The 23,894-nt window shown below is 47.8% G+C and carries 25 protein-coding genes; 10 read left to right on the plus strand and 15 right to left on the minus strand.

What is annotated here, in order from left to right; all coding sequences use genetic code 11:
- Positions 1-90 precede the first annotated feature (90 nt).
- On the plus strand, positions 91-930 hold the full coding sequence (locus EOO50_RS04995) for an alpha/beta hydrolase (protein WP_290838391.1): 840 nt from the start codon (positions 91-93) through the stop codon (positions 928-930).
- Positions 931-1,101: 171 nt separating this feature from the next.
- Here the strand turns inward: EOO50_RS04995 and EOO50_RS05000 are convergent, their stop codons facing one another.
- A complete protein-coding gene (locus EOO50_RS05000; protein ID WP_290838393.1) occupies positions 1,102-2,283 on the minus strand; it encodes an MFS transporter in 1,182 nt (393 codons plus the stop codon).
- An 89-nt stretch (positions 2,284-2,372) separates the two neighbouring features.
- Between EOO50_RS05000 and EOO50_RS05005 the strand changes: the two genes are divergently transcribed.
- A complete protein-coding gene (locus EOO50_RS05005) occupies positions 2,373-3,221 on the plus strand; it encodes an AraC family transcriptional regulator (protein WP_290838394.1) in 849 nt (282 codons plus the stop codon).
- Here EOO50_RS05005 and EOO50_RS05010 read toward each other — a convergent pair.
- The 3 genes from EOO50_RS05010 to EOO50_RS05020 are packed head-to-tail and all read right to left on the minus strand — an operon-like array spanning position 3,202 to position 5,960.
- Positions 3,202-3,414, minus strand: coding sequence for a hypothetical protein (locus tag EOO50_RS05010; protein WP_290838395.1), 213 nt, complete (start codon positions 3,412-3,414; stop codon positions 3,202-3,204). The two genes, EOO50_RS05005 and EOO50_RS05010, sit on opposite strands and share 20 nt — an antisense overlap.
- A gap of 10 nt (positions 3,415-3,424) precedes the next feature.
- Positions 3,425-4,666: a hypothetical protein gene (locus EOO50_RS05015; RefSeq protein ID WP_290838397.1), complete on the minus strand. Its 1,242-nt coding sequence runs from the start codon at positions 4,664-4,666 to the stop codon at positions 3,425-3,427.
- On the minus strand, positions 4,650-5,960 hold the full coding sequence (locus EOO50_RS05020) for a DUF4270 family protein (protein ID WP_290838398.1): 1,311 nt from the start codon (positions 5,958-5,960) through the stop codon (positions 4,650-4,652). Before EOO50_RS05020 ends, EOO50_RS05015 begins: the two co-directional genes overlap by 17 nt.
- 229 nt (positions 5,961-6,189) lie before the next feature.
- Between EOO50_RS05020 and EOO50_RS05025 the strand changes: the two genes are divergently transcribed.
- The 4 genes from EOO50_RS05025 to EOO50_RS05040 are packed head-to-tail and all read left to right on the plus strand — an operon-like array spanning position 6,190 to position 9,263.
- On the plus strand, positions 6,190-7,167 hold the full coding sequence (locus tag EOO50_RS05025) for a kelch repeat-containing protein (RefSeq protein WP_290838399.1): 978 nt from the start codon (positions 6,190-6,192) through the stop codon (positions 7,165-7,167).
- Between the two features lie 52 nt (positions 7,168-7,219).
- Positions 7,220-7,519: a DUF4907 domain-containing protein gene (locus EOO50_RS05030; protein ID WP_290838400.1), complete on the plus strand. Its 300-nt coding sequence runs from the start codon at positions 7,220-7,222 to the stop codon at positions 7,517-7,519.
- Positions 7,513-8,553: a sensor histidine kinase gene (locus tag EOO50_RS05035; protein ID WP_290838402.1), complete on the plus strand. Its 1,041-nt coding sequence runs from the start codon at positions 7,513-7,515 to the stop codon at positions 8,551-8,553. Before EOO50_RS05030 ends, EOO50_RS05035 begins: the two co-directional genes overlap by 7 nt.
- Positions 8,550-9,263, plus strand: a complete 714-nt coding sequence (locus tag EOO50_RS05040) for a LytTR family DNA-binding domain-containing protein (protein WP_290838403.1) — start codon at positions 8,550-8,552, stop codon at positions 9,261-9,263. Before EOO50_RS05035 ends, EOO50_RS05040 begins: the two co-directional genes overlap by 4 nt.
- 69 nt (positions 9,264-9,332) lie before the next feature.
- Here the strand turns inward: EOO50_RS05040 and EOO50_RS05045 are convergent, their stop codons facing one another.
- From EOO50_RS05045 to EOO50_RS05085, 9 genes are all read right to left on the minus strand, one after another.
- Positions 9,333-10,061, minus strand: coding sequence for a LytTR family DNA-binding domain-containing protein (locus EOO50_RS05045; RefSeq protein WP_290838404.1), 729 nt, complete (start codon positions 10,059-10,061; stop codon positions 9,333-9,335).
- Positions 10,058-11,107: a sensor histidine kinase gene (locus EOO50_RS05050; protein WP_290838405.1), complete on the minus strand. Its 1,050-nt coding sequence runs from the start codon at positions 11,105-11,107 to the stop codon at positions 10,058-10,060. The genes EOO50_RS05045 and EOO50_RS05050 overlap by 4 nt, the downstream gene beginning before the upstream one ends.
- Entirely contained in the window at positions 11,100-12,317 is a 1,218-nt protein-coding gene (locus EOO50_RS05055; RefSeq protein ID WP_290838406.1) for an ABC transporter permease, read from the minus strand. The genes EOO50_RS05050 and EOO50_RS05055 overlap by 8 nt, the downstream gene beginning before the upstream one ends.
- 129 nt (positions 12,318-12,446) lie before the next feature.
- A complete protein-coding gene (locus EOO50_RS05060) occupies positions 12,447-13,196 on the minus strand; it encodes an ABC transporter ATP-binding protein (protein ID WP_290838470.1) in 750 nt (249 codons plus the stop codon).
- Positions 13,197-13,199: 3 nt separating this feature from the next.
- Entirely contained in the window at positions 13,200-14,420 is a 1,221-nt protein-coding gene (locus EOO50_RS05065) for an efflux RND transporter periplasmic adaptor subunit (protein WP_290838407.1), read from the minus strand.
- A gap of 10 nt (positions 14,421-14,430) precedes the next feature.
- Positions 14,431-15,750 carry a TolC family protein gene (locus EOO50_RS05070; protein WP_290838409.1) on the minus strand — a complete coding sequence of 440 codons (1,320 nt, stop codon included), beginning with the start codon at positions 15,748-15,750 and terminating at the stop codon, positions 14,431-14,433.
- 114 nt (positions 15,751-15,864) lie between these two features.
- A complete protein-coding gene (locus tag EOO50_RS05075; protein ID WP_290838410.1) occupies positions 15,865-16,545 on the minus strand; it encodes a TIGR02117 family protein in 681 nt (226 codons plus the stop codon).
- A complete protein-coding gene (locus tag EOO50_RS05080) occupies positions 16,535-17,080 on the minus strand; it encodes an NAD(P)H-dependent oxidoreductase (RefSeq protein WP_290838411.1) in 546 nt (181 codons plus the stop codon). Before EOO50_RS05080 ends, EOO50_RS05075 begins: the two co-directional genes overlap by 11 nt.
- A gap of 42 nt (positions 17,081-17,122) precedes the next feature.
- Entirely contained in the window at positions 17,123-17,785 is a 663-nt protein-coding gene (locus EOO50_RS05085; RefSeq protein WP_290838412.1) for a hypothetical protein, read from the minus strand.
- A gap of 571 nt (positions 17,786-18,356) precedes the next feature.
- On the opposite strand from EOO50_RS05085, the gene EOO50_RS05090 reads away from it, so the two are divergent.
- A complete protein-coding gene (locus EOO50_RS05090; protein ID WP_290838413.1) occupies positions 18,357-18,683 on the plus strand; it encodes a hypothetical protein in 327 nt (108 codons plus the stop codon).
- A 215-nt stretch (positions 18,684-18,898) separates the two neighbouring features.
- Here EOO50_RS05090 and ychF read toward each other — a convergent pair whose 3' ends face one another.
- The gene (gene ychF / locus EOO50_RS05095) at positions 18,899-19,993 is read right to left on the minus strand and encodes a redox-regulated ATPase YchF (RefSeq protein WP_290838415.1); all 1,095 of its coding nucleotides are present in this window, start codon (positions 19,991-19,993) and stop codon (positions 18,899-18,901) included.
- Positions 19,994-20,131: 138 nt separating this feature from the next.
- Between ychF and EOO50_RS05100 the strand changes: the two genes are divergently transcribed.
- Entirely contained in the window at positions 20,132-20,671 is a 540-nt protein-coding gene (locus EOO50_RS05100; protein WP_290838416.1) for a hypothetical protein, read from the plus strand.
- Between the two features lie 224 nt (positions 20,672-20,895).
- Here EOO50_RS05100 and EOO50_RS05105 read toward each other — a convergent pair whose 3' ends face one another.
- On the minus strand, positions 20,896-21,246 hold the full coding sequence (locus EOO50_RS05105) for a 4Fe-4S dicluster domain-containing protein (protein ID WP_290838417.1): 351 nt from the start codon (positions 21,244-21,246) through the stop codon (positions 20,896-20,898).
- 116 nt (positions 21,247-21,362) lie between these two features.
- On the opposite strand from EOO50_RS05105, the gene EOO50_RS05110 reads away from it, so the two are divergent.
- Together EOO50_RS05110 and EOO50_RS05115 are read left to right on the plus strand one after the other, a co-directional pair.
- Positions 21,363-22,430 carry an acyl-CoA reductase gene (locus EOO50_RS05110; protein WP_290838418.1) on the plus strand — a complete coding sequence of 356 codons (1,068 nt, stop codon included), beginning with the start codon at positions 21,363-21,365 and terminating at the stop codon, positions 22,428-22,430.
- A 14-nt stretch (positions 22,431-22,444) separates the two neighbouring features.
- Positions 22,445-23,872: a T9SS type A sorting domain-containing protein gene (locus EOO50_RS05115; RefSeq protein ID WP_290838419.1), complete on the plus strand. Its 1,428-nt coding sequence runs from the start codon at positions 22,445-22,447 to the stop codon at positions 23,870-23,872.
- The last annotated feature ends 22 nt before the right edge of the window (positions 23,873-23,894 follow it).

The following is a 23,894-nucleotide window of genomic DNA, read 5'->3' on the forward strand; positions in this document are numbered from 1 at the left end:
TTTATTTTAAGAGTAGTTTTGACGAACGACGAACGAGCAATACCTAAAACGGAATTTCCCCGTATATTAATCCGTAATAAAACAAACACCATGCGAAACCTCATCATTTGCCTGATCACTTTTACGTTTGTCGGATGCGCGTCCCACAAAATCCGCGATATTTCCTATTTGCCGAGTGATCTAAAAACCCAGAAAAAAGAGCCAAAGCTCAACATATTTTTACCGTACGACAAGCAAACAAAAAAACTCTCCGTGGTGATTTTCGTGCACGGCGGAAACTGGAATTCGGGCGATAAAGATACATATGTGCTGATGGGTCGGAATTTTGCCAAGAAAGGAATCATCGCGATCATTCCCGACTACACGCTGAGTCCCGACGCCGATTACGACCAAATGACACGACAGGTTGCGGCCGCGATAATCTGGACGCGCGACAATGCGTTCCGATATGAAATCGATCCGAAGCAAATTTACGTGAGCGGTCACTCGGCGGGCGGACATCTCGCCGCGCTCGCGGTAATGAATCCGAAATATGGAATTCCCGACGGAACCGTCGCAGGATTAATCTTAAACGATGCGGCCGGACTCGACATGAAACAACATCTCGAGTTCGATCCGCCGACCGACAGCCACGACTATCTCGCGACCTGGGGCAATGATCCCGAGAAATGGCACGACGCCTCGCCAATCTATTTCATAGGCAAACAAACGCCGCCGATTTTAATGTATACGGGAAAAAATACATTCGAAATGATCAGGAAAGGCAACCAAAGATTCCTTGACGAACTTCGCAAATTCCAACCCGATGTACAGCCGATCATCATCAAGAAGAACCACTTCTCCATGGTAATCCAATATTTTTTCGGCCGAAGCCGACGTTATCCCGAAGCGCTGGATTTTATCGCCAAAAACGCTCCAAAAGGAAGTTAAAAAAGTCTGCCACAGATTCTCGCATTTCTAAAATTCGTGCATTCGTGCATTCGTGGCAAAAAAAATTAAAAAAACAGTACAAAGACATTATCAAAAAAAAATTTGTGCCTTCTCGTCAAAAAAAAACTTCGCCCATCATCGCAAAAAAACCTTCTTTCATGCCAGCAAAACTCAATGCATCAAAACAACTTCCTCATCACTCTTAACATAGGGCCCGGAAATACGAATCAAAACCAAAGTCGCGATCGCCCCTAAAATCGCCATGGAAACCCCGACAAGATTCGGTGAAGCGAAATTATACCCCATAACCAAAGGCAATCCGCCAAGGAAAGCACCGAGCGCATTCCCAATATTGAAACTCGCCTGAAGTGCCGCAGACGCGATCATCTCAGCGCCTTTCGCCGAATCGATCATGAGCATCTGAATCGGTGCGACGACTGAGAATGAAGCCGCACCCGTAAGGAAAACCAGGAAAAGTGAAACCGGTTTCGACGCCGACAAAAAGTAAACCGCGCACAAATCGGCGGCCATGACCAACAACATCAACAGGACGCCATACGCCGGACTGAACTTGTCGGCCAGTCGCGCGCCCGCGAAATTTCCGACGACCATCCCGACGCCTGCGAGAATCAAAATAAACGGAACATCCTCAGCCGCGAAACCGCTGATATCGGTGAGTAAAGGCGCGATATAACTAATCCAGCAGAACAATCCGCCGAACCCGATCGCGGTGATGAAAATGATCAGCCATGCTTCAGTTTTACCAAAAAACTTCAACTGTGTCTTGAGATTACCCGATGCATTTTTCTCGATCTTCGGAAGCATGAAAATCAGACTCACGACCGTAATCACCCCGATGACGGCAATGATCACGAACGTATAACGCCAACTCATGCTGTGTCCGACATAGGTCCCGAGCGGAACACCCACGACATTTGCGATCGTCAAACCGCTGAACATGATCGCGACGCTTTGGGCTTCCTTTCCCTTTTGCGCCAATCCGCTGGCCACGACCGCTCCGACGCCAAAAAACGCACCGTGCGGCAATCCCGATAAGAATCGAGACACCAACATTAAATTATAACCCGGAGCGAAAATCGAGATCGCGTTGAACAGCGTAAGCATGATCGCCAGGGCAATCAACATTTTCTTTGGCGGAACATTTCGGCCCGCAATAACTAATAACGGCGCGCCCACGACAACGCCAAGCGCGTAGGCCGAGATCAAATGTCCGGCCTGCGGAATGCTGATGCCGAGATCGAGCGCGATATCGGGCAACAATCCCATGACGACAAATTCGGTGATTCCTATGGTAAGTCCGCCCAAAGCAAGCGGAAGAAGACTTGATTTCATGTTGTGTTCCTAAAAATGAAGCGCAAATTTACGTCGGTGGTCGGCCATTAAAGTTGTACTTTTGCGATACATAATTGCAAGAACACGACATGCGCAAATTAAATCAATACGATACGCTTTTGCTCGATGAATTCGAGGAAGAAAAATTCCATTTACCGATGCACAGCCATACGTATTACGAACTGATCTACATCGTGAAAGGCGAAGGCGTGCATCATTTGAACGACAATTTGATTCCGTATTCAAGCGGGGATTTGTTCGCGTTGTCGCCCGACGACCATCATTACTTCGACATCCAAAAAAGCACGCATTTCGTGTACATCAAGTTCACCGACAGTTATTTCAGTTCCAAGAAACACTTGGCTACCGACGACATGTTGCTGCACACGCCCGAGGATTTCATGCGCGAAAAACTGCTCAAGGAAAGCACGCTCAAACTCGACGAACCGTGCCGCAGCATCTTGAAAAACACGGTGCAGAACATCGTTTCGTACAATTGCCGCAAAGATATTTCGGCGTCGCCAATCGTATTTTACCAGATCCTTTCGATCTTCGGGCTGCTCAAGGAAGCCATCAAGAACATGGGAATCTCGCCCAAGAATTGCACGTTCGACGACAAGCAGATCATCGGATACATTCATCAAAACATTTACGAGCCTGAGATGGTCAAGATCAAGGCGATTTCAGCCCATTTCAACATCGCGCAAAGTTATTTCAGCGCGTATTTCAAACGCAATTTCGGGATTTCGTATCGCGATTACAGCAACAACCTGCGCACGAAGCTCATCGAGAAACGCATCGCGGGTAGAAACATCCCGATAAACCAAATCGCCGATGAATTCGGATTCGCCGATAAAAGCCATCTGTCGAACTATTTCAAGAAACACAGAAACGTCAAGCCGAGCGAGTTCAATAAAGTCAAAGCTGCTCGCAACTGAAGCCCAGATCGGTCATGCATTGGCTGATGATTCCCGTTTCGGTTTTCTTGATCCCGACCGCCGATAGCAATTTATGTTGATGCATGAGATCGAAACTGAGTTCTCCCGCATAATAAATCCGTTTGTGGATCAAGCGCGTCAGGATTTCGGCCTGCCTCGTGGTCGTTACGTTTGTCTTGTAGTACGCATTCATAGGGAGTATTTTAGTCGTATTTGCGCTTGAGGAACCAAATGTCCTGAAGCACGATATTGAAACTGAACGTATTGTAATTTTCTTTTACTAACGTCTCTGAAACCGCGCCTCTTTGCCCGAAACCGTACGAAAGGTTGATCATCGAATTCGTCTTTCCCGGAAACGGCAATCCGAGCCCGAAAACGCCCTTGTAATTCGAAATGCGTTTGTCGTTGACTTCCAGGTAACCGTTGTCCACGTTGAAACCCGCGCGCAGCGAGACGCGGTCGAGATAATTGAAACTCTCCTTATTGCGCCTGTACTCGAATCCGAAGGCGAGATAATCCTGGTCGACGAATTTCCCGATGTTGTCCTGCATTCCCGTCGCGTTCCAGAACGAGCGCTTGTAGTCGGCGTTTATCGCAAGGCTTTTCCCGACCTGAAAATATCCGCCCATCGTGACTTCAAGCGGCAATTTGAAACTGTCGATGGGTTCGTCGGCCGAAACTTCGAGCGTGGTCTGCACAAGATCGACAATTTTGTAGGCCGTGAGATCTTTCGATCCTTTTATCGAGGCCGGAAGTTTTGCAGTCGCACCGAATGTGATCTCCTTGTTGAGCACGGCTTGCATGCCCGCGGTAAATCGCAACCCTCGGTAAAAACTCTCCTGGGTCACGGCGAGATAATCGGTGCCGATGGTGGCGAATTCCGTTTCTTCTATATTTCCGAATAAATAGTTCATGCCGATCCCGACATTGAAGCGCTCGCTTATCTTCCTGCCGTAGTTCACCGTGAAATTGCTCAGGCCTCCGCTTCCCGCGACGTCGCTGCTATACGTGTCGTCAGAACCTTCGATGACGCCCGCGATTCCCGTGATATTGTAACCCACATCCGAATACGGAAGCAACGTGATGCCGACACCGTCTTTTTGTGAAAGCGCGAACGCAAGCGCGATGTTCGAGAACGAGAACGTCGTGGCGTTCTGGCTCGCATCGGTGTTGCTGTAATTCGTTTTCTCGCCTTTGGCGCCAAGGTCGAACATGAAGACTTTTTCAGGAATCGTGGCGTAGGCCGCAGGATTGAGGTTGTTGATTTCAGACGTCATGGGCAACGCGACCCCGCCCTCGCCGAGCGCATTGGTTTTCCCGGGAGCCGCGTCGTTCAGTCGTCCCAAACCAAACAGCGAATAGGGTGAACTCGTCTGGTTGTTGGTTTGCGAATAGGCGCTCGCACCGATAAAGAAAAAAAGTGCGGTCTTAGTCGTAAATCGCATAAGTAAGTTCGAGTTTGGATTGGTAGTCTGGATTTTTTGGGCCGTTCAGCACCGTGCGTGTTGCCGTGGTGTTGTAATTCATCGGTAACAATATCAAACCGTAGTTGAGATATTGGGTGCTTGATATCGATTTGTTGAGGAATTCCGACACGGGAACGATGAGATAGATTTCATTGTATTCAGGGTTTTCGCGATCGATATAAGCCATGACGTTGGCGCCCGACGCGTCCGTAAGCAATCTGAGCATCGAGTTGTTTTGGGAAACGATCCCGACGTACATCGAATCAGACGGATACAATTTGTCATTGTAATAGGCCGGATTCACGCGTAACTTCAGGTTGGCCTTGAAAATCGCGCCTTCGTTGTCGTTGATTTCCTTTATGCTTCGGATCGTGGGGAACGTGATTTTCGTGGCGATTCCGATCCCGCCCTGCACATAACTAAGGTCTTGCATGGATCCTGAATCTACGTCGTTTTGCTGAAGTCCCAAACCGGAAACCGGCGTCCCTGCACGATTGCCCGTGATTCGGTTGACGTATTTGATCACTTCGGCCGCGCTGTTGAGTTTTAAGTCGAGATAATTGTCATCGTCAACATCGCCTTCGATCGAATAATAAATCCGCATGTACGTTCCGCCTGCCGTGTATCCGATGATGGAACCGTCGTCGGAATCGGACGGACTTATTTTTATGCCCTTGAAATACTCGGTGAACGATTCGGCATCACTCAATGTGCCGTTCTGCAGTTTGGTAAAAATATCCTGTCCGAACAAACTCGAAACCGTCGCGGTAATGGAATCCTTGCTGATTCGCGGCAAAAATGTTTTGTTGACAAGCAATTCGCTCGACGTTTCGAAGTTTGCGGTGTTGTAATAATACGAAACCCCATTATCGAGGTTGATCGTTTCAGTAAGTTGTCGTACCTCAAGATGCTGTGGAACCAACGTATCGTTGTAGAAATAACCATCGTATGCGACGTTGAGGACGATACTGTCAAAGACCGCCGCGTCAGGAATGTAATACGTGGACGGAACGAGCTCGAGGAACGCTTCGGACTTTACTTCGCCGAATATCGGATCCACGTAACGCCCGACAAGCAATCGGCTTTCGGAATCATTGATGAGGCTGTCGTATTTGAACGTCGACATTTCGATTTGGAACGTGTCGATTTCCACGAGCCGAAGCCCGGTTCCCGTCAAGTCGCCAGAGTCGAGCCAAACGTCGGTATCGCCCGAACAGGAAGCCAAAAAGGCAAAGGCGATCAGTAAAGAAAAAAGTCTGATGGAGTGAGTCATGGGGCCAAAAGTAGAAGCGGCATACCTGTCCCGAAAACAATTTCTACAATCGCCCCTATTTCATAGACAAACGCTTCTGAGGTCGCGACGATCGCCTTCAAAATCCAACCGGCACCGAAAAATGGGTATTTGTCGACGAAATCGCCCCATCGGTATATTATAATTTACCCGACAATACGCAATGCCTAAGTTTGGCCATATTTCAAACAAACCCTATTTGTAAACACTTATGCTACACAAAAAAAATATTCCATTGTATGTCTCGGCTTTGTTATCGCTGCTTTTCTCAGGATGTACCGATGATGAGGAAACCATAAAAGGAAACTGGCTCGTCTCTACCGTTTTCGACGGCGTGCCGCGTGCAAGCGCCGTGAGTTTCACGATCGGCGATTTTGCATATATGGGAACGGGATATGACGGAGACGTATATCTTACGGATTTCTGGAAATACGATATCAACGGTGGTTATTGGACACAGGTTTCCGATTTTCCGGGCACGGCGAGAAGTTCCGCTGTGGCTTTCGCGATCGCTGAGACCGGTTATGTCGGAACCGGCTACGATGGAACGTCCGAATTAAGCGATTTCTATAAATACGAAACGGCATCGAACACATGGGCACCGATTTCCGATTTTGGCGGAACGGCAAGACGCGCGGCCATCGGGTTCGATTCGTCGACCGCGGGTTATGTCGGCACCGGTTTCGACGGCACGAACGACAAGAAAGATTTCTGGCGGTACGAACCGGAAACCGATTCATGGGTGGAATTGTTTGGCTTCGGCGGAAACAAGCGTCGTGAAGGCGCGAGTTTTACGATTGGCGACAAAGTGTATTTCGGGACAGGCGCGTCGAACAGCATCAACCAAGTCGATTTTTGGGTGTTCGATACGTCGACCGAAATCTGGACACGACTCAAGGATCTCGACGAAAAAAGTTCATATGAGATCGTACGTGCGAACGCGGCGGCTTTCTCTATCGGAAACTACGGTTACATAAGCGGAGGAAACGGTTACGTGAGCACTTGGGAGTACGATCCGTCAACCGATGTCTGGAAGAACAAGACCGGTTTTGAAGGAGCGTCGCGATCAGATGCGCTCGCCATCTACAATGGAATTCGAGGTTTCGTATTGCTCGGAAAAAGCGGCAACTATTATTTCGACGACATGTACGAGTTCAAGCCACTTGAAAAATATGAAGATGAAGATTAGTTTTTATTTGTTCATGGTCGGGCCTTTCGGGGCTCGGCCTTTTTTCAAATTTATGACATTGTTGACAGTCTCGCTTTTGACGCTGTCGTATATTTCGTGCGAACCGAAACCAAACAACATTTCCGGAAAGGTCCACCAAACGCCCCACGGATTCGCCTACAGGATTTTCATCGACAATAAGCTCGCGGTGCAACAGGAAACCATCCCCGGAATCAGCGGTACGCGCTATTTCTGCGACAGTTTGGACGCCGCGCGGGTTTGTAGGTTCGTGCAGGCGAAAATCGTGAACCGGCAAAATCCATCGGTGACAAAAAAGGAACTCGACGATTTGAAAATCAACACGAAATGCTGAAGAAACTTTACTTTTCGGTAACGCATAAAACCCCGAATTTCCCATTGCATCTAATGCTTTGGGTTATTTTGTTATCGGTGCCTTTCCTGGATCTGGTCACGAGGCGCGATGATTTCGATCTTTGGCTGTTGTTGCGGTTCTTCATCGCACTCGCGCTTTTTTGTTTCAACTATCTGGTGTTGGTGCCGAAACTTTTGATCGAACGCAAAGTCGCTTTGTATATGGTGACGATAATTCCGCTCGTATTGGGCTTGTCGTATCTGTCGACGTATTGGACCGACTTCCACGGCCCGATGCGCAACCTCCCGCCCGATGGTGACCGACATTTCTTCCCGTCGTTCGTGATGCGCTATCTGCCGGCCTTCGTGACGTTTACGATCCATGCGCTCGCGAGCACGATGTCGCGTTTGTACATCGAATGGAACAGTGCGAGCAAGATGCAGATGCGCACCCAATCTGAGAAGCGCGCCGCGGAGCTGTTGTTTTTGAAGGCGCAACTCAATCCGCATTTTTTCTTCAATTCGCTGAACACGATTTTCTCGCTGTCGATCAAGCAATCCAAACAGACGCCCGAGGCCATCATGAACCTGTCGAACCTCATGCGTTACATGTTGTATGAGACCGATAAGGATGTGGTTCGGCTCGAAGACGATCTGCAGTATCTGAGCGATTACATCGAACTTTCAAAACTCCGGCTCACGGCAAACAACAAAGTGAATTATGAGATCAATGGCGAACCGGGTTCGATTTTCGTGCCGCCGCTGTTGTTTATCTGTTTCATTGAAAACGCATTCAAACACGGAACTGCGCCCGCAAAAGACACCGAGATCAACATTAGTTTCGACATCAGCCCGCAACAGATTGGGTTTCGCGTCGAGAATACGATCCACAAGGAACGCACTGCCGCGACACGATCCGGCGTCGGGCTTGAAAATACGTTGTCGCGCGTGAATTTATATTTTCCCAACCGGAACTTTTTTAGTGCATTCCAACTCGACGGACGTTACATCGTAAACCTAATCATCACATTATGAGCATCAAAACCGTAATCATCGACGACGAGCCGCTCGCGATCGAAGTCATCAAAAGTTACTGCGAATCGCTCCAGGAAATCGAACTGCTCGCGACGTTTTCGAGTCCTGTCGAAGCGATGACGTATATCAATTCGAACGCGGTCGATCTGGTTTTCCTCGACATCGAAATGCCACTTTTGAATGGAATGGAACTCGTGGAAACATTACAATACCGGCCGCAGATCGTGTTTACGACGGCCTATCCACAGTTTGCGCTCGAAGGTTTCGAACTCGACGCCTGCGATTACCTGATCAAGCCGGTTCCGTACAAACGATTTTTGAAAGCGGTGAATAAAGTCAGGAAATTAGTTTCGACCGAAGCAACGTCAGACGTTATCAAAAACACCGAATCGACTGAAAAACAATACATTTTCATCAAGTCGGAATACGAAAGCCTTAAGATTTTCGCCGACGACATCAAGTACGTCGAAAGCCTGCGCGATTATCTCAAAATCCATCTGACGAGCGGGAAACACATCTTGACGCTTTCCAATTTCAAGAACCTGATGGACAAGTTACCCGAGAATACGTTTTTCCGGGTACATAATTCGTACGTCGTGAACATCAGTTACATCAATTCCATACAGCGGAACCGCGTGCTGATTGACAACAACCGGATTCCGGTGAGCGATACGTATAAGAAGGCGTTTTTTGAGAAGATAAAAATGTGACTTTTAATGAATAATTAACAATTGAATCTACCACGAATGGTCACATTATTAATTATTAATTATTAATTGTTAATTATCAATCGAATTATCCCGCACAAACTCCAAAAACCGCTCCTTATACTGATCGGCAACCGTAATGCGCTCTTTTCCGATCAAGACCTGACTGCGTTCCACGGCTTCGATCTTGTCGAGCGCGATGATGAAAGACCTGTGGATGCGCATGAATTTGGTTTCGGGTAATTCTTCTTCGAGCGATTTGAGGCTCATTTTCGTAAGTATCGCTTTCGGGTTTCCCGCGATCCAAATCTTGATGTAATCCTTCAAACCTTCGAAATACAAGACGTCCGAAAGATTGATTTTTATTTGTTTGTAATCTGACTTGACGAACATGAAATCCGATTCCGGTTTTTCGCTTTTCCGGCTTCGGACGAGCGCAAACCATTCCTTAGCACGGACGGCCGCCGTATAAAATTCCTCAAAACTGAACGGCTTCATCAAATAATCGAGCGCGTCGGCCTTGAAACCGTCGATCGCATATTCGTTGAACGCCGTGGTAAAAATAACGCGCGTGTTTTTGGAAAGCGTCTTGGAAAGCTCCAATCCGTTGAGTTCGGGCATTTGTATGTCAAGAAAAACCAGATCTATCGCTTCGTCTTCGAGAATCTCGAGCGCTTCGAATGCATTCGAACAGGCCGCGCGCAATTCGAGGAAGGGCGTTTTCTTCGCGTAGTTCTCGATGAGTGCGAGCGCCATCGGTTCGTCGTCCACGACCAGGCATTTTATTTTTTTGTCGCTCATGCTTTCAGGTTTGGAAGTTCGATTTCGAGTCGCGTCGAAAAATGACCGCCGTCGGTTCCGAAAGTAAACGAATGTGCGTTCGGATACAGTAATTCCAAACGTTTTTTTAAGTTTTGCAACCCAATTCCCGATCCGCTCTTGTCGCTGTAATTTTTGCTGAAGTCGCCGTTCGTACTTTCAAAAACGACGTTCGAACCCACGACGCTTAGTTTGAAGAAAATCTCCGTATGATTCGTGGCTGAAACACCGTGTTTGAACGCGTTTTCAATCAATGAAATAAATAGCAAAGGTGCAATTTTTACGGCGTCGGAAACCAATGGAAAATCGGTGTGCACGACGGTTTTGTCGGACGTTCTCAAATCCATGAGCGCGACATATTGCTTCATGAAATCGACCTCTTTCCTGAGCGAGACGAATTCGATGTTCGTGTCATACAACAGATACCGCATCAGCGTCCCCAAGCTATGGATCGTCTGTTTGGCGCGCTCGGGCGAAATGTCGACGAGCGAATAGATGTTATTGAGCGAATTGAAGAAGAAATGCGGCTGCAATTGGTATTTCAGATGTTGGAGTTCCGACGTGAGGCGAGCATTCTCGGTCTCTTTCCTATCCGATTCCGAAAGTATCCAACGTTCGAAAATGCGAAGTCCGATCGCGAACAACATGGGAATCATCAGCGATAAGGCGTCGAAATAGATGAAGAACAACAACGGTGGCGGCGTGCGGTTTCCTTCGGGTCCAGGTTCCAATCCCGACCAGTTCCGATACAAAAACCTCAGGTAAATGAATGCGATTATTACAACCAGATTGACGGCGACGTACGGCCAGACTTTTTTTCGGATCAACAACCTGTCGACGAGTACGACGTAATTCACATAAAAAAGTATCGCATACAGCACGAGCGGCAGCCATAAATGCTGTATCGTCCGGGTCAGGTTGAATTCCTGTCCGGACGACAACAGATACGGCAGGCTGAACAATACCAGCCAAACCAACACGTGCAACGCTGGCACGACAAAACGATTCTTGCTCAAAAAATTATTCATAACGCAAAGCGGTTATCGGGTCGAGTGCCGAGGCTTTCCTGGCTGGATACCATCCGAAGAAGATTCCCGTCACGGCGCAGACCGCAAACGAAATCCCGATCGAGAACGCGGTCACGCTCACCGGCCAGCCCGCAAGTTTTTCCACGGCGAAGGTCAATCCCAATCCCAAAGCTACGCCAATTATTCCGCCCGTGATACTGATGATCACGGCTTCGCTTAAAAATTGCATCAAAATATCGTTGCCGCGTCCGCCGACTGCCATTCTCAATCCGATCTCGCGCGTGCGTTCCTTTACCGAAACATACATGATATTCATGATTCCGATGCCACCGATGAATAGCGAAATACTCGCGATCGCAACCAACAAAACGGTAAGCATCTCACTCGTCGCGCTGAAGGTTGAGATCAATTCCTGTTGAGAAAACACGTTGAAATTGTCGTCTTCGCCGGTGGCGAGCTTGTGTTTGTCGCGCAGGATTTGGGTGATTTCGTCTACGGCTTTCGTGGCCAGTTCTTCACTTTTCGATGACGTGACGATCGATTGCAGATAATTCACGGCTAAAATCCTTTTTTGGACGGCCGTGTATGGCGCGAGGATTACATCGTCCTGGTCCTGTCCGAATGTGTTCTCGCCTTTTTCAGACAACACGCCGATGATTTTGAACGGGATGCTGTTGAAACGTATCGTTTTTCCGATCGGATCTTCGCTTCCGAACAAATTCTCAACAACCGTTTGCCCGATGACCGCGACTTTCGCCGATGTCCTGACTTCCTGGTCGGTAAACATCGCACCGTCCTTGACTTCGAGCACGCGCACTTTGAGATAATCGGGAGCGACGCCGTAAATCGTGGTCGGCCAGTTTTTGGAACCGTTGATGGATTGGCCCGAACTATTCACGAGAGGCGATGTGTTTTCAGTGTATTTCGACTCTTTCTTGATGGCGGCTAAATCATTTAGCGTAAGTGATTGCATCGTCGACGGATCTTGTCGCACGCCGCCCGACATTCCCGCTCCGGGTCGGACCGTGATCATGTTAGAACCCATCGAAGAGATTTGTGTCTTGATGCTTTCCTTCGAACCTTCGCCTATCGCGAGCATCGTAATGACCGACGCCACGCCGATTATAACGCCGAGCATCGTAAGGAACGCGCGCATTTTATTGAGCTTTAAAGCTTTGAATGCGATTTTTATGAGGTTTGGTAAATTCATTTTGATTCTTTTACGTTAGTATGTTTTAACATTTAAGGTGGAAAACATGTTGGATTTTGTGGTTTGAAAATTCGAACTTCGCCAGACCTAACAGGTTTTCAAAACCTGTTAGGTCTGGCGAGCCCAAAATCAGTCAGTTCCAACCTCTGAAACGAGGTTCTCCAACGCCTTAGCCGCATCGTTCACGTTCTCGACGATCGAATCCTTCGTAATCAAACCGTCTTTCAAGATGATCGTCCTGTTGCTGAATGTCGCGATATCCGGTTCATGCGTCACGAACGCGATCGTCTTTCCTTCTGAATTCAATTTCTGGAACAACGACATGATTTCATAGGAAGTTTTCGTATCGAGATTCCCGGTCGCCTCATCGGCCAGAATCAAAACCGGATCATTGACCAACGATCTCGCAATCGCGACTCGTTGTTGTTGGCCACCGGAGAGCTGGCTCGGGGTGTGGTACAATCGCCCCGAGAGCCCTACCAGTTCCAGCGCATGTTCCGCGCGCTCCCTCCGCTCTTTCGCCGGGATATTGTTGTTGTACAGGAGCGGCAGTTCCACGTTCTCAATGGCCGTGGTGCGCGGAAGTAAATTATACGATTGGAAAATAAATCCAATTTTTTCGTTGCGGACTTTCGCGAGTTCGTTGCGCGTCAAATCCTTCATGGCGATACCGTCGATCTCGTACAAACCCGACGTCGGCGTATCGAGACAACCCAAAATGTTGAGCAGTGTCGATTTTCCCGAACCGCTCGAACCCATGATCGTCACGAATTCTTTTTCATAGATCGAGAACGAAATCCCTTTGAGCGCGTGCACGATTTCTTCGCCCATGGTAAACTGGCGTTTTAGGTCGGCGATTTTTATGATTGTTTTCATGATGTCTTATTTGCGTTTTCCGGGTGGTTTTGGCATGAACGGGCTGGAACTCTCAGACGAAGCGGCGATCGGTGCCGACAATCCGGATGCCTGGGACATCGAGGTCACTACTTTGACGCCGTCTTTCAATCCATCCAAAATCTCATAATTAATTCCGTCATTCACGCCGACTTTGACCAATTGCGGATGAATGCCGCCGTCATCCTGTATCCAAATCGTTTTTTGTGTATCCGAATCGGGAATCTCAGGTTTGGTCGTCGCATCGCCGAGCGCGTTCGGCGCATTTTCAGCATTGTATTTTTTGAGCAGCGCTTCATCGGGCGTGAACGTAAGCGCTTTTGCCTCGACGGTGAGCACATCCTTGACCTCCATCGTGTAAATGGAAACGGTTGCTGTCAATCCCGGTTTTAGTTTTTCATCGGGGTTGTCGGCCTTGATGATTACGGTGTACGTGACGACGTTCGAGGTTACAGTCGCATTCAATCGCACTTGTGAAACTGAACCTGAGAACGTTTGGCCGGGGAAAGCGTCGACCGTAAATTCCACGCGCTGGCCTTGTTTTACGTTCCCGATATCTGCTTCATCCACGTCGGCTTCGACCTGCATCTGCTTTAAATCCTGGGCGATCGTGAACAACGTTGGCGTGCTGTAACTCGCGGCTACGGTTTGGCCTTCATCGACTGCTCGCGACAGCACGACCCCGTTTATGGGCGAATAAATGTTCGCGTAACCCAGATTCGTCTGTGCTTTTTTAAGGTCCGACAGTTTTTGGCGAGCGGTTCCTTTCGCGGTGTTCAGGTTGTATTCGGCTTCCTGATAATCCGATTTGGAGATCACGCCTGACCCGAACAGCGATTTCTGCCTGTCGTAGACTGTTTGCAGATACCGTTGCTCACCTGCCGAAACCGTGTACGCCGCCTGCGCCTGTGTCAATTGCTCCTGAAGGTTCTCCTTGTCGAGCTCTGCGATAAGTTGTCCCGCTTTTACCGACGAATTGTAATCGACGTAAATCTTCTCAACGACGCCCGAAACCTGCGTCCCGACTTCGACCTGTTTTACGGCCTCGATGGTTCCCGTAGCCGTGATGACCGTGCTCACGTTTCCCGTTTTGGCGATCGTAGTTTGGACGTCAAGCGGTTGTTCCTTTGTACCGAAGGCCAAAAACGCGCCTACCGATGCGATTGCGACAAGCATGATCGCGATTATGATGAATTTTGCTTTTTTCATGACTGTTGTTTTAGATTGTTATTTCGTTTCCTTGGTAAAATTGAAGCAGCTGATAATACAGCGCCATCGAGAATTTGGCTTGCAGGTATTGTTGTTCGGCCGACAGATAGGTGTTCTTGCTCACGATCAAATCGGGAGAACTCAAGGCTCCGGCGGTCGCTTTTTTCTGTGCCATTTCATAAGCGAGCTTCGATGAACTTCTCAAAGCCGTCGCGGCATCGAGTTGGCTTTGGGCCGACGTGGCGTTCTGCCAGGCGCTTTCGATCTTGAGATACAATTGTTTCGATTCGGAAACCGCGGCGATCTTGGATTTTTCGATGTCGATCTTCGCATTCGCCACCGACGCTTTGTTCTTGTAGTTGCTGAAAATCGGGATCGACAGTTGCAGGCCGGCTGTCTGATAGAAGTTTCCGTCCATTTGCGTCCATAAATTCGGATCCTGCGTACTCGTGTAACCCGAATACAAACCGGCGTTCAACGAAAGCGTCGGCAAGTAGCCCGCTTTTGATTTGTCGAGTGCGACTTGAGAGATCTCGATTTGGGTTTTGGCGCTTTTGATTTCGGGCAATGTCGAAACCGCCGTTTCATAAACCGATTTCAGATCAGGAGTGATGAGTTGGGCGTCGGGCAATTCCGGCGACTCGATATCGAATTCCGACAACGGATCGAGTTCCAGCAATTGCTTCAACGTTATGAGTTGCTGGCGGTAATTGTTTTTTGATGTAATCAGGTTGACCTCATCACTGCTCTGTTGCGTCTGCAAGTCGGCTACATCAAGTTGTGCAACCGAACCCGCGTCGTACTTGACTTTCATCTGTGAAACCTGTTCTTTTGATGAAGCAACTGTGTTTTCAGCAATCGCGATCGCTTCTTTGTAATATAGCGCCTGGAGATATGCCTCGGTAACGCTAAGTGAAATGTTGTTTTTGGCTTCCGAGACGAAAAACTCGTTCTGCTTTACGAGAAGCTCGTTTTCCTTGACCGTGTTGTTCAGGTAGTTTCCGTTGAACAATGTGAGTTGCGTTCCTACGCCGACGTTCGTCGAATGAATCATCTGGCTCACGTAGTTACTCGTGATCGGGTCGATACTCGTTCCATTCGTCGCGTTTTGGGAAACCGAACCGGAAAGACTCGGCAGTTTCGCGTATTTGGATTGGGTGAGATTGACCTCGGCGCTTTGCTGCGTAAGCACAGCATCTTTGATAGTGATGTTGTTTTTGATGGCGTACGCGATACAATCGGCAAGCGACCATTTCTTTGGAGTTTCGTTGGTTTGCGCAACGGCAAATCCGAACGAAAGGATGGCGATGAGTTGAAGTATGGCTTTCATGGTGTCGTAATTTTCACCAAAGGAAAGCTGCTTTTTTGCGCGTTAAAAAAGAAGTAGACGTTCGCACGGATTGCGAAGTCGAAAAAGCGGATTTTGTCGACCGAAATTATCCGATCAATCGTAATGCGTTAAAATTCCCGTGTCCGTCAATGTCCAAAATGCGGCTTTTTGGCCACCCGATTTCAGGCAGTTGTTCGCCCAGGAATTGCAGGTGTAAAAAAGATTGTATTTACCGCGCGCTTCATAAAAAAGGTCGTGATCGCCGTATGCCGCGTTGGGAATCAGCACGGTTTGGTTCGAGGCGTCGTACGTAAAACTGCCACCGATGAATGCGACGATCCGCGAATATTCGTCCTTGCTCACGATAACTTTCTTGCATCTTTCGTTCTCGACCAATTCATGGTGAAACGTCACGTGCATCACGCCTTTTCCCATGAAAAAAGCGGCATTGAAAGCGGTGCTGACTTTGAGATCGCTCCACCGCGGCGTGTTCAGATAGAAATCACGATCGCCCCAACCGAAGGCTGCATATTGGAAAGTCGTGTCTTTCGAAAGCGTTTTTTTCGTGTGAATTTGCGATGTCCAATCTTTAAATTCGGATCTGATCGGAAGCACTATATCGGTGTGGACGCCGTTCGATTTGATGTAAATGGTAACGTCTTGTTTCGGGTCGGAATCATTTGAATTTACCTCGATGTGCGACAGGATAAACATCGTAAGCGAATACGCGACGATAAACAAACCCAGGAATAACAAGGTTTTAAGTGTATATTTCTTTACTTTCCTAGCCGACATTTTCAATTGCATTCTCAAGTGAAAATACTTTCGCGCGCAATTCAGCTTCGAGTTCCGGATTCACAATTCGGTTTTCTTCGAGGTTGAAATTTTGGTAGAACAACGGGAATGAGAACGTCTCCTTGATTTCCATTCCGAAGCGCGGCAGATTCGACGTCGCAAGTTCGAGAACGCTTTTTCCGCCGCGTCCGCCCGGAGAAGTCGCCATGAGCAAAGTCGGTTTTTGCTGGAAGACATCTTTGCGGATGCGTGACGCCCAGTCGAAAACATTTTTGAACGCAGACGAATACGATCCGTTATTTTCGGGCAATGAAACTACTAAAATATCGGCATCGGAAATAATGTCGAGGAACTTTTGTGCCGCGTGATGTTGCCCGATTTCCTTTTCAAGATCGACCCCGAACAACGGCATTTCGAAATCGCGCATGCTGAAAACCGACACGTCGGCGTTTTCAAAAAGACCTGCTGCGAATGTCGCAAGCACTTTGTTTATGGAGGTTGAGGAATTCGATCCGGAAATCGCGACTAGTTTCATACTGCTTGTTTTGTTGCGGAAGTTACGACAATCGAGTTAAAATCATTTTGACGTTACTTTGAAATATACGCTTCCGGTAACCCGACGCAAATTCTTTAGGACCGACTCGAATTCTTTTGCATTCGGGCTGTAGACGAAACGTGTCGAGTCAACTTGTTTCGATGTAGTTTTCACGATGGAATCAAAAATCGGTTTGTCGTCGATGCCGACATAACGCAATCGTACTTTATTTTTCTCGTGCTCGATTATGCAGATGTTCCAAAAAATAGAATCCTTATAATTGAGTACGAGACTTCTATCGATTCGTTTGGCGACCATTCCCTGACCGATGTTGAACAAAGTATCACGTTCGCTAAATGAAATCTCAATCGAATCGCTGACCATCTTGGCGGGATAACCTATGCCTTTTATGACAGCCAAATTTCCTTTGAGAAAAATACCTTCCTTTCTCAACGAATCCCGTTCCGACATATGGAACCGAACCAGCCAATGATATTCCTTTATGATGTTTTCGCGACCAATTTGCAACAACACCGAATCCTTATTCATGAATGTTCCGCGAAATGTCCGTGGGATTTTTGAAAGCGACGGTTCACCTTGAGGTTGCGACGAAGTGAAGAGAATTCCGTCAGCCGGTTTTTCCTCAGTCTGCTTGCATCCGACGAGGCAAAAAGCAAGCGATATTAAAATATAAAATGATTTCACTTTGTTAGGTTTGGCACGCGCCACGCAACTTTCAAGCCAGAAAAAAGCCAGCGAATCGACGCGAGCATTTTATTTATTGAAGTTGAAGAACGCTACGATTTCCTTCAACGTCAATTTTTTTCTCGCTTCCCTCGGAAATTACGTAAAACTCATGTTCTGAAATGTGCAGATGCGACATCTCGAATTATCCGCGCGAAGGATAGCAGCGGCATCCTTTTGGGAAACTGTGAGGTTTTTTCAACCTCGCGGGTTTCCAAAAGATATAGCGGATAGCCTGACGGCGGCTTTCCGGAACGTGAAATTACCGAAAACTTGAAGCCGCCGACGCGCCCAAAAAAAGAACAATCCGCGAAATGTCGGTTTTACGATTTCGTGGCTAAATTCAAAAAATCGGCTTTCGCTTAAGACCTAACAGGTTTCTGTAGACACCGATGATAAACCTGTTAGGTCTAGCGAAGTTCGGCTTTTTCTTGGAGATTTGGTTACAGGTTTTCTGCCGAAAAACTTAAATTTCGAGTTCGTTTGGAAACAACCCCAATTTCGATAACTTGCCACCGCTTTGACCAGCACGATGATTGGCGACGTAAAGAATGGTCTGGAGAAAATAAACGTTGCCGAAACCAAACGCGATACGAAACAAGAAGATATTAAATTTGTTAAGGCTGTGCTGCTCACAATGAACGGTCAGTATCAGGAATCGCTGGACTACTATGAAAGTGTCAAATCGACGTTCTCGAAAATCGGTCATTTTAATGGCAATTATGCGCTGAGCCTATACGAGGTCGCATCCAGGACAAATGATGAAAAACTGATGAAAAAGGCGAAAAAACAGTATGCCAAGGTTAAAAACAAAGGTGAACTTACCGACGATATCAGGTCAAAATTTGAGAAAATCTAATCGCAAAATCTTAAAATAACGCAATATAATTATCAGCCCAAACCTGCGTCAACATTTTCCTTCCCAAAGCGTAAATAAATCAGATCCCGCCCCGACAAATAACTCCAAGCGTAAAAACTTCGCGCCTTCGTGCCTTCGTGGCAAAATCCAAAAAAAAAAGCCCGCGAATAAACGCGAGCCCAAATCTACTGCCTAAAGCTTAAAGCCTACAGCAATTACACATTAAATCGGAAATGCATCACATCTCCATCCTTAACGATATATTCCTTCCCTTCAACACGTAACTTCCCGGCTTCCTTCACTTTAGCTTCCGATCCGAACGACACGTAATCATCATAAGCGATGACTTCGGCGCGAATAAATCCTTTCTCGAAATCGGTGTGGATCACGCTCGCAGCTCTCGGTGCCGTGTCTCCGATGTTGATCGTCCACGCGCGGACTTCTTTTACTCCGGCCGTGAAATACGTTTGTTGTTTCAATAATTTATATGCGGCGCGGATCAAAACCGACGCGCCCGGCTCTTCAAGACCGACGTCGGCCAAAAACATGGCGCGCTCTTCGTACGTTTCGAGTTCGGTGATATCAGCTTCGGTCCCGACGGCAAGCACGATAACCTCAGCCTGTTCGTCTTTTACCATTTCACGCACCTTATCGACGTAAGCGTTGCCTGATACGGCCGAACCTTCGTCGACGTTACACACGTAAAGTACGGGTTTGGTCGTGATGAGTTGGAAATCTTCCATTAGCGCTTCTTCGTCGGCATTTGCGGGAACTACCGTACGAGCCGATTTGGCTTGCAACAATGCTTCGCGGATTTTATCGAGCAACGCTTTCTCAGTCTGGGCTTCCTTGTTTCCGGTTTTCGCGGCGCGACTCACTTTTTCAAGGCGTTTTTCGACGGTCTCCAAATCTTTCAATTGGAGTTCGATGTCGATAGTTTCCTTGTCGCGGATCGGGTTTACGTTTCCGTCGACGTGAACGATATTGTCGTTATCGAAACAACGCAACACGTGGATGATCGCGTTACACTCGCGGATATTTCCCAAAAATTGGTTTCCGAGACCTTCGCCTTTGCTCGCACCTTTCACCAATCCGGCGATGTCGACGATATCGACTGTTGCGGGTTGGACGCGTTCAGGATTTACGAGTTCTTCGAGTTTCTGCAGTCTCGGATCGGGAACGTTCACTACCCCGATGTTCGGTTCTATGGTACAGAACGGGAAGTTGGCGCTTTGTGCTTTTGCGCTCGATAAACAATTGAAAAGAGTTGATTTTCCTACGTTTGGCAACCCTACGATTCCTGCTTTCATGGTTATTTTTATTTCAAAAAGTGCGCAAATATACGCATATAATCGGGAGCTGTCTTAATTATGTAAATCAAAAAAAAAATTGTGTAAGCTATCCTGAAGCCCATAATCTAACTTTGCTAAAACCAAAATACAATAATCATGAAAAGATTGATCTTAACAGCAACAGCAATAGTTTTCGGGATCACAACCCAAGCTCAAACGCAACAACAAGTCCAAAAAGAATCGACGACTACGGTTACGACCGTGAAGGATTCCGACGGTGAAAAACAACTCGTCAAGACAAAAACGGAACAGCAAGTACAAAACCTTGAGTTCCAGGATGCGAATTCAAAAGCGTTGAACAAGGATTTGGCGGCTTCTCCGACTCAGGTGATGGCGACAACGACGATCACGGCGCCCGATGGAACGACGAGAACAGTCGATGTTGACCGTTCTGCCTACTACACGTCAGGAAGTTCGAAATATCAAGTCAAAATCGATAACGTCGGATATACGATGGTCAACGATGGGAAACCATACGGCCGATTGAGAAACGTTGGTCCGAACAATTACATCTACACAAACACAAAAGGAAAAACAGCCTACGCTCATTTTGATGGCAGCGGAAACCTTGTCGTAAGCACTTACGATTCAAAGACCGATAAAATCACTACTGAAACGTATACCAGAGGGCAGTAATCTTCTTAACACTCCATATATACCACAAAAAATCCTGAGTTTTTTAACTCAGGATTTTTTTTGTGCAAAGTGCAGAGTGCAAAGTGCAGGGTGCAAATCGCAAAGACTATGCACAAAAAAAAGTCGGACCAATCAGATCCGGCTTTTTAATTTTTTATAGTCTTTAAGACTAACTTTTTCTTCTACGAATAATTACTCCTGCGCTCTGCACCTTGCACTTTGCACTACTCATTATGCAAAAACGCCTGCCTATCCAACAAAACCTCCTCGCTTTCCACATGGTCTTCGTCAGGAACGCAACAATCGACGGGGCAAACCGCGGCGCATTGTGGCTCGTCGTGAAAACCTTTGCATTCGGTGCACTTTCCGGGAACTATGTAGTAGATGTCGTCAGAAACCGGTGTTTGCGCATCCTCGGCATCGACCTCTTCGCCCGAAGGCAATACGATCTTACCGCGAAGTGACGTTCCGTCTTTATAGCGCCAATCGTCGGCGCCTTCGTAGATGGCCGTGTTTGGACATTCGGGCTCGCAGGCTCCGCAGTTGATACATTCGTCGGTTATGATAATAGCCATAGCAGTTCGGATTTGGTCAACGGGCAGTAACTTTTGCACTTTGCACTTTGCACTTCAGCACTCCTACCCTACTTTTGTGCAAAATTACGGCAAAAGTCCGTATTGGCAAACCTATTATGACAGCTTTAGATAAAATGAACGCGTTTATTGCTCTTGGGGATTTCCTGAGACAGTTCAAAGACGAGAATCCGGTGCAAGACGAACACGTTACATTCAACGAAATTTTCTTTTCAGACTTCGAGAAACTCATCGCGCTTTCGCAATCGCACAACGGTTGGTACACGCCTGAACAAGTGCGGTTCGCGATTTCGTCTTGGGCCGACGCGTTGACCCGCGAAAATCTGACCGAATGGCTGTCGCCTTACGAAATCAAAGAGCGCGAACCCAAAACCATCGGGCTTGTCTTGGCGGGAAACATTCCGTTGGTTGGTTTCCACGATTTCCTTTCGGTGATCTTATCGGGCAATAAGGCGTTGCTCAAATTGTCGTCGAACGACCAGAAATTGCTGCCGTTCCTGGCCAAGTTTCTCGTGACGGTCGAACCTGAACTCGGCAATTTCATCGAATGGAGCGAAGGAAAACTCGAAAACTTCGACGCCGTGATAGCAACGGGAAGCAACAACACGGCGCGTTACTTCGAATATTATTTCAAGGACAAACCGAGCATCATCCGCAAGAATAGAAACTCCGTCGCCGTTCTGGACGGAAACGAGACACACGAGCAACTCGTGGCTTTGGGCGAGGACATTTTCCGATATTTCGGCCTCGGATGCCGCAACGTTTCCAAACTATTCGTGCCGACGGGATATGACTTCACACCCTTTTTCGAAGCGATATTTGCCTACAAAGACGTCATCGAATACGAGAAATACGCGAACAATTACGACTACAACAAGGCCGTTTTCCTGATGAGCAACTTCAAATTGCGCGACAACGGTTTCTTGACGATCAAGGAAGATTCCAGCTACGCCTCGCCTATTTCGAGCGTTTTCTATGAATTTTACGACAATATTTCGGACATCATAAATCGTCTGCAAAAAGATGACAATCAGATACAATGCATCGTTTCGTCGGGAATCGTCGAGAACAGCGTCGATTTCGGACAGACGCAGAAACCGGAGCTTTGGGATTACGCCGACAACGTCGACACCATGCGATTCCTGACGGGGATTTCCTATATTTAGGAAAAATTCCGAACATGAGAAAAATTACGCTTCTCGCGCTGTTGTTTATCAGTCAATTGCAGGCCCAGATTATTGGGACGCCATTCGATACGAGCGATAATTTGATCAATTTCTTCGCCGCGAACGTTGCCATCAACGGGAACGAAGTGCTTGCGAGCGGGCTCAATCCCCAATTTCCGACCGGCCCCGGACAACTCAAATCGTTTTTGTTTACGTGGAACGGCTCGCAAATGACCGAGACCCAGACTTTTTATCCGGACGATCTCGTCGACGGTGACAGTTTCGGGCATTTCTTCGATATCGCCGACGAATATCTCGCGATCTCGGCTCCGCAACAGGACGGCGTCGGAATCAATACGGGCGCGGTTTACATCTACCGAAAAATCGCAGGCGTTTGGTCGCTTTCCCAAAAAATAACCGCCAACGACGCCGTCGCCCAGGACCAATTCGGCATGTATGTGACGATCGAAGGCGATTTCCTTTTCGTTTCGTCCTATCTCACGGCAAGCGGGAACAATACTACGGGCGCGGTTTACGTGTACAAACGCAACGCAACGAACTGGGATTTTCACCAAAAATTGTCAATTCCTTCGACGTCGCATCTGGGTTTGAAAACCGAAGCACGGCAAGGTCGACTGATCGCGGCCTCCGACAATACATCGGGATCGCGCATCTTCCACAGTTTTGCGCTCGTGGGCGATACGTGGACGTTTGAAGACTCGACCGAAGGTTTCGGGAATCTTAGCTCGTACGCCGCCGATTTCAGCTATGACAACGGCAAAATTTACGTCGTGCATTCGAGCGGTTCTCAAGGCAACGGAATCGTTGCGACCTTGGCTTTGGATAACGGCGCTTGGACGAATGAAAGCTCGTTCGACATCGATCCGTCGTACGGGGCCGATTACAACTTCGGGCATATTCTGGTGCGCGATGAAAAGATGTTTTTGGGCGCATTTTTCTACACGTTGCAGATCCAGCGGAAATGGAAGGCTATCGTTCTTGCGAACCAGGACAACGCGTGGAATTACCAATTCGCGCTCATGGGAAGCGGCGCCGACGGACAGGACGATCACTTCGGGAACGCGTTCGCATACGATCCCGATTCGGGAAAATTGATCGTGGGCGCATACCAGGAAGGAAATGTTTCGCCTTTGCCCGGCGGAAAAGCGTACTGGTTCGATTTGCAATTGTCGACGCCTGAACAGAACGAGAATCTCGTGACGATATATCCAAATCCGGCGAGCGGGACGCTTTTCGTGAAATCGGATTTCAACACGTCGGTCGAAAAATTGGAACTGTACTCAATTACGGGCGCGCTTATTAAAACCGTTGACCGAAGTCCCGACCGCATGCGGATCGATGAAATCACGAGCGGCGTTTACCTCTTGAAAGTCATTTTTTCTGATGGTACGATTTCAACACATCGCATCCTTAAACAGTGAACTATATCGTTTTCTGTTGATA

Source organism: Flavobacterium sp. (genome assembly GCF_004211145.1).
GTDB lineage: Bacteria > Bacteroidota > Bacteroidia > Flavobacteriales > Flavobacteriaceae > Flavobacterium.

Excerpts from the sequence above, each read along its gene's own strand:
- EOO50_RS04995 (WP_290838391.1), top strand. The coding sequence starts at position 91 with ATGCGAAACCTCATCATTTGCCTGATCACTTTTACGTTTGTCGGATGC.
- EOO50_RS05000 (WP_290838393.1), bottom strand. The coding sequence starts at position 2,283 with ATGAAATCAAGTCTTCTTCCGCTTGCTTTGGGCGGACTTACCATAGGA.
- EOO50_RS05005 (WP_290838394.1), top strand. The coding sequence starts at position 2,373 with ATGCGCAAATTAAATCAATACGATACGCTTTTGCTCGATGAATTCGAG.
- EOO50_RS05010 (WP_290838395.1), bottom strand. The coding sequence starts at position 3,414 with ATGAATGCGTACTACAAGACAAACGTAACGACCACGAGGCAGGCCGAA.
- EOO50_RS05015 (WP_290838397.1), bottom strand. The coding sequence starts at position 4,666 with ATGCGATTTACGACTAAGACCGCACTTTTTTTCTTTATCGGTGCGAGC.
- EOO50_RS05020 (WP_290838398.1), bottom strand. The coding sequence starts at position 5,960 with ATGACTCACTCCATCAGACTTTTTTCTTTACTGATCGCCTTTGCCTTT.
- EOO50_RS05025 (WP_290838399.1), top strand. The coding sequence starts at position 6,190 with ATGCTACACAAAAAAAATATTCCATTGTATGTCTCGGCTTTGTTATCG.
- EOO50_RS05030 (WP_290838400.1), top strand. The coding sequence starts at position 7,220 with ATGACATTGTTGACAGTCTCGCTTTTGACGCTGTCGTATATTTCGTGC.
- EOO50_RS05035 (WP_290838402.1), top strand. The coding sequence starts at position 7,513 with ATGCTGAAGAAACTTTACTTTTCGGTAACGCATAAAACCCCGAATTTC.
- EOO50_RS05040 (WP_290838403.1), top strand. The coding sequence starts at position 8,550 with ATGAGCATCAAAACCGTAATCATCGACGACGAGCCGCTCGCGATCGAA.
- EOO50_RS05045 (WP_290838404.1), bottom strand. The coding sequence starts at position 10,061 with ATGAGCGACAAAAAAATAAAATGCCTGGTCGTGGACGACGAACCGATG.
- EOO50_RS05050 (WP_290838405.1), bottom strand. The coding sequence starts at position 11,107 with ATGAATAATTTTTTGAGCAAGAATCGTTTTGTCGTGCCAGCGTTGCAC.
- EOO50_RS05055 (WP_290838406.1), bottom strand. The coding sequence starts at position 12,317 with ATGAATTTACCAAACCTCATAAAAATCGCATTCAAAGCTTTAAAGCTC.
- EOO50_RS05065 (WP_290838407.1), bottom strand. The coding sequence starts at position 14,420 with ATGAAAAAAGCAAAATTCATCATAATCGCGATCATGCTTGTCGCAATC.
- EOO50_RS05070 (WP_290838409.1), bottom strand. The coding sequence starts at position 15,750 with ATGAAAGCCATACTTCAACTCATCGCCATCCTTTCGTTCGGATTTGCC.
- EOO50_RS05075 (WP_290838410.1), bottom strand. The coding sequence starts at position 16,545 with ATGTCGGCTAGGAAAGTAAAGAAATATACACTTAAAACCTTGTTATTC.
- EOO50_RS05080 (WP_290838411.1), bottom strand. The coding sequence starts at position 17,080 with ATGAAACTAGTCGCGATTTCCGGATCGAATTCCTCAACCTCCATAAAC.
- EOO50_RS05090 (WP_290838413.1), top strand. The coding sequence starts at position 18,357 with ATGATTGGCGACGTAAAGAATGGTCTGGAGAAAATAAACGTTGCCGAA.
- ychF (WP_290838415.1), bottom strand. The coding sequence starts at position 19,993 with ATGAAAGCAGGAATCGTAGGGTTGCCAAACGTAGGAAAATCAACTCTT.
- EOO50_RS05100 (WP_290838416.1), top strand. The coding sequence starts at position 20,132 with ATGAAAAGATTGATCTTAACAGCAACAGCAATAGTTTTCGGGATCACA.
- EOO50_RS05105 (WP_290838417.1), bottom strand. The coding sequence starts at position 21,246 with ATGGCTATTATCATAACCGACGAATGTATCAACTGCGGAGCCTGCGAG.
- EOO50_RS05110 (WP_290838418.1), top strand. The coding sequence starts at position 21,363 with ATGACAGCTTTAGATAAAATGAACGCGTTTATTGCTCTTGGGGATTTC.
- EOO50_RS05115 (WP_290838419.1), top strand. The coding sequence starts at position 22,445 with ATGAGAAAAATTACGCTTCTCGCGCTGTTGTTTATCAGTCAATTGCAG.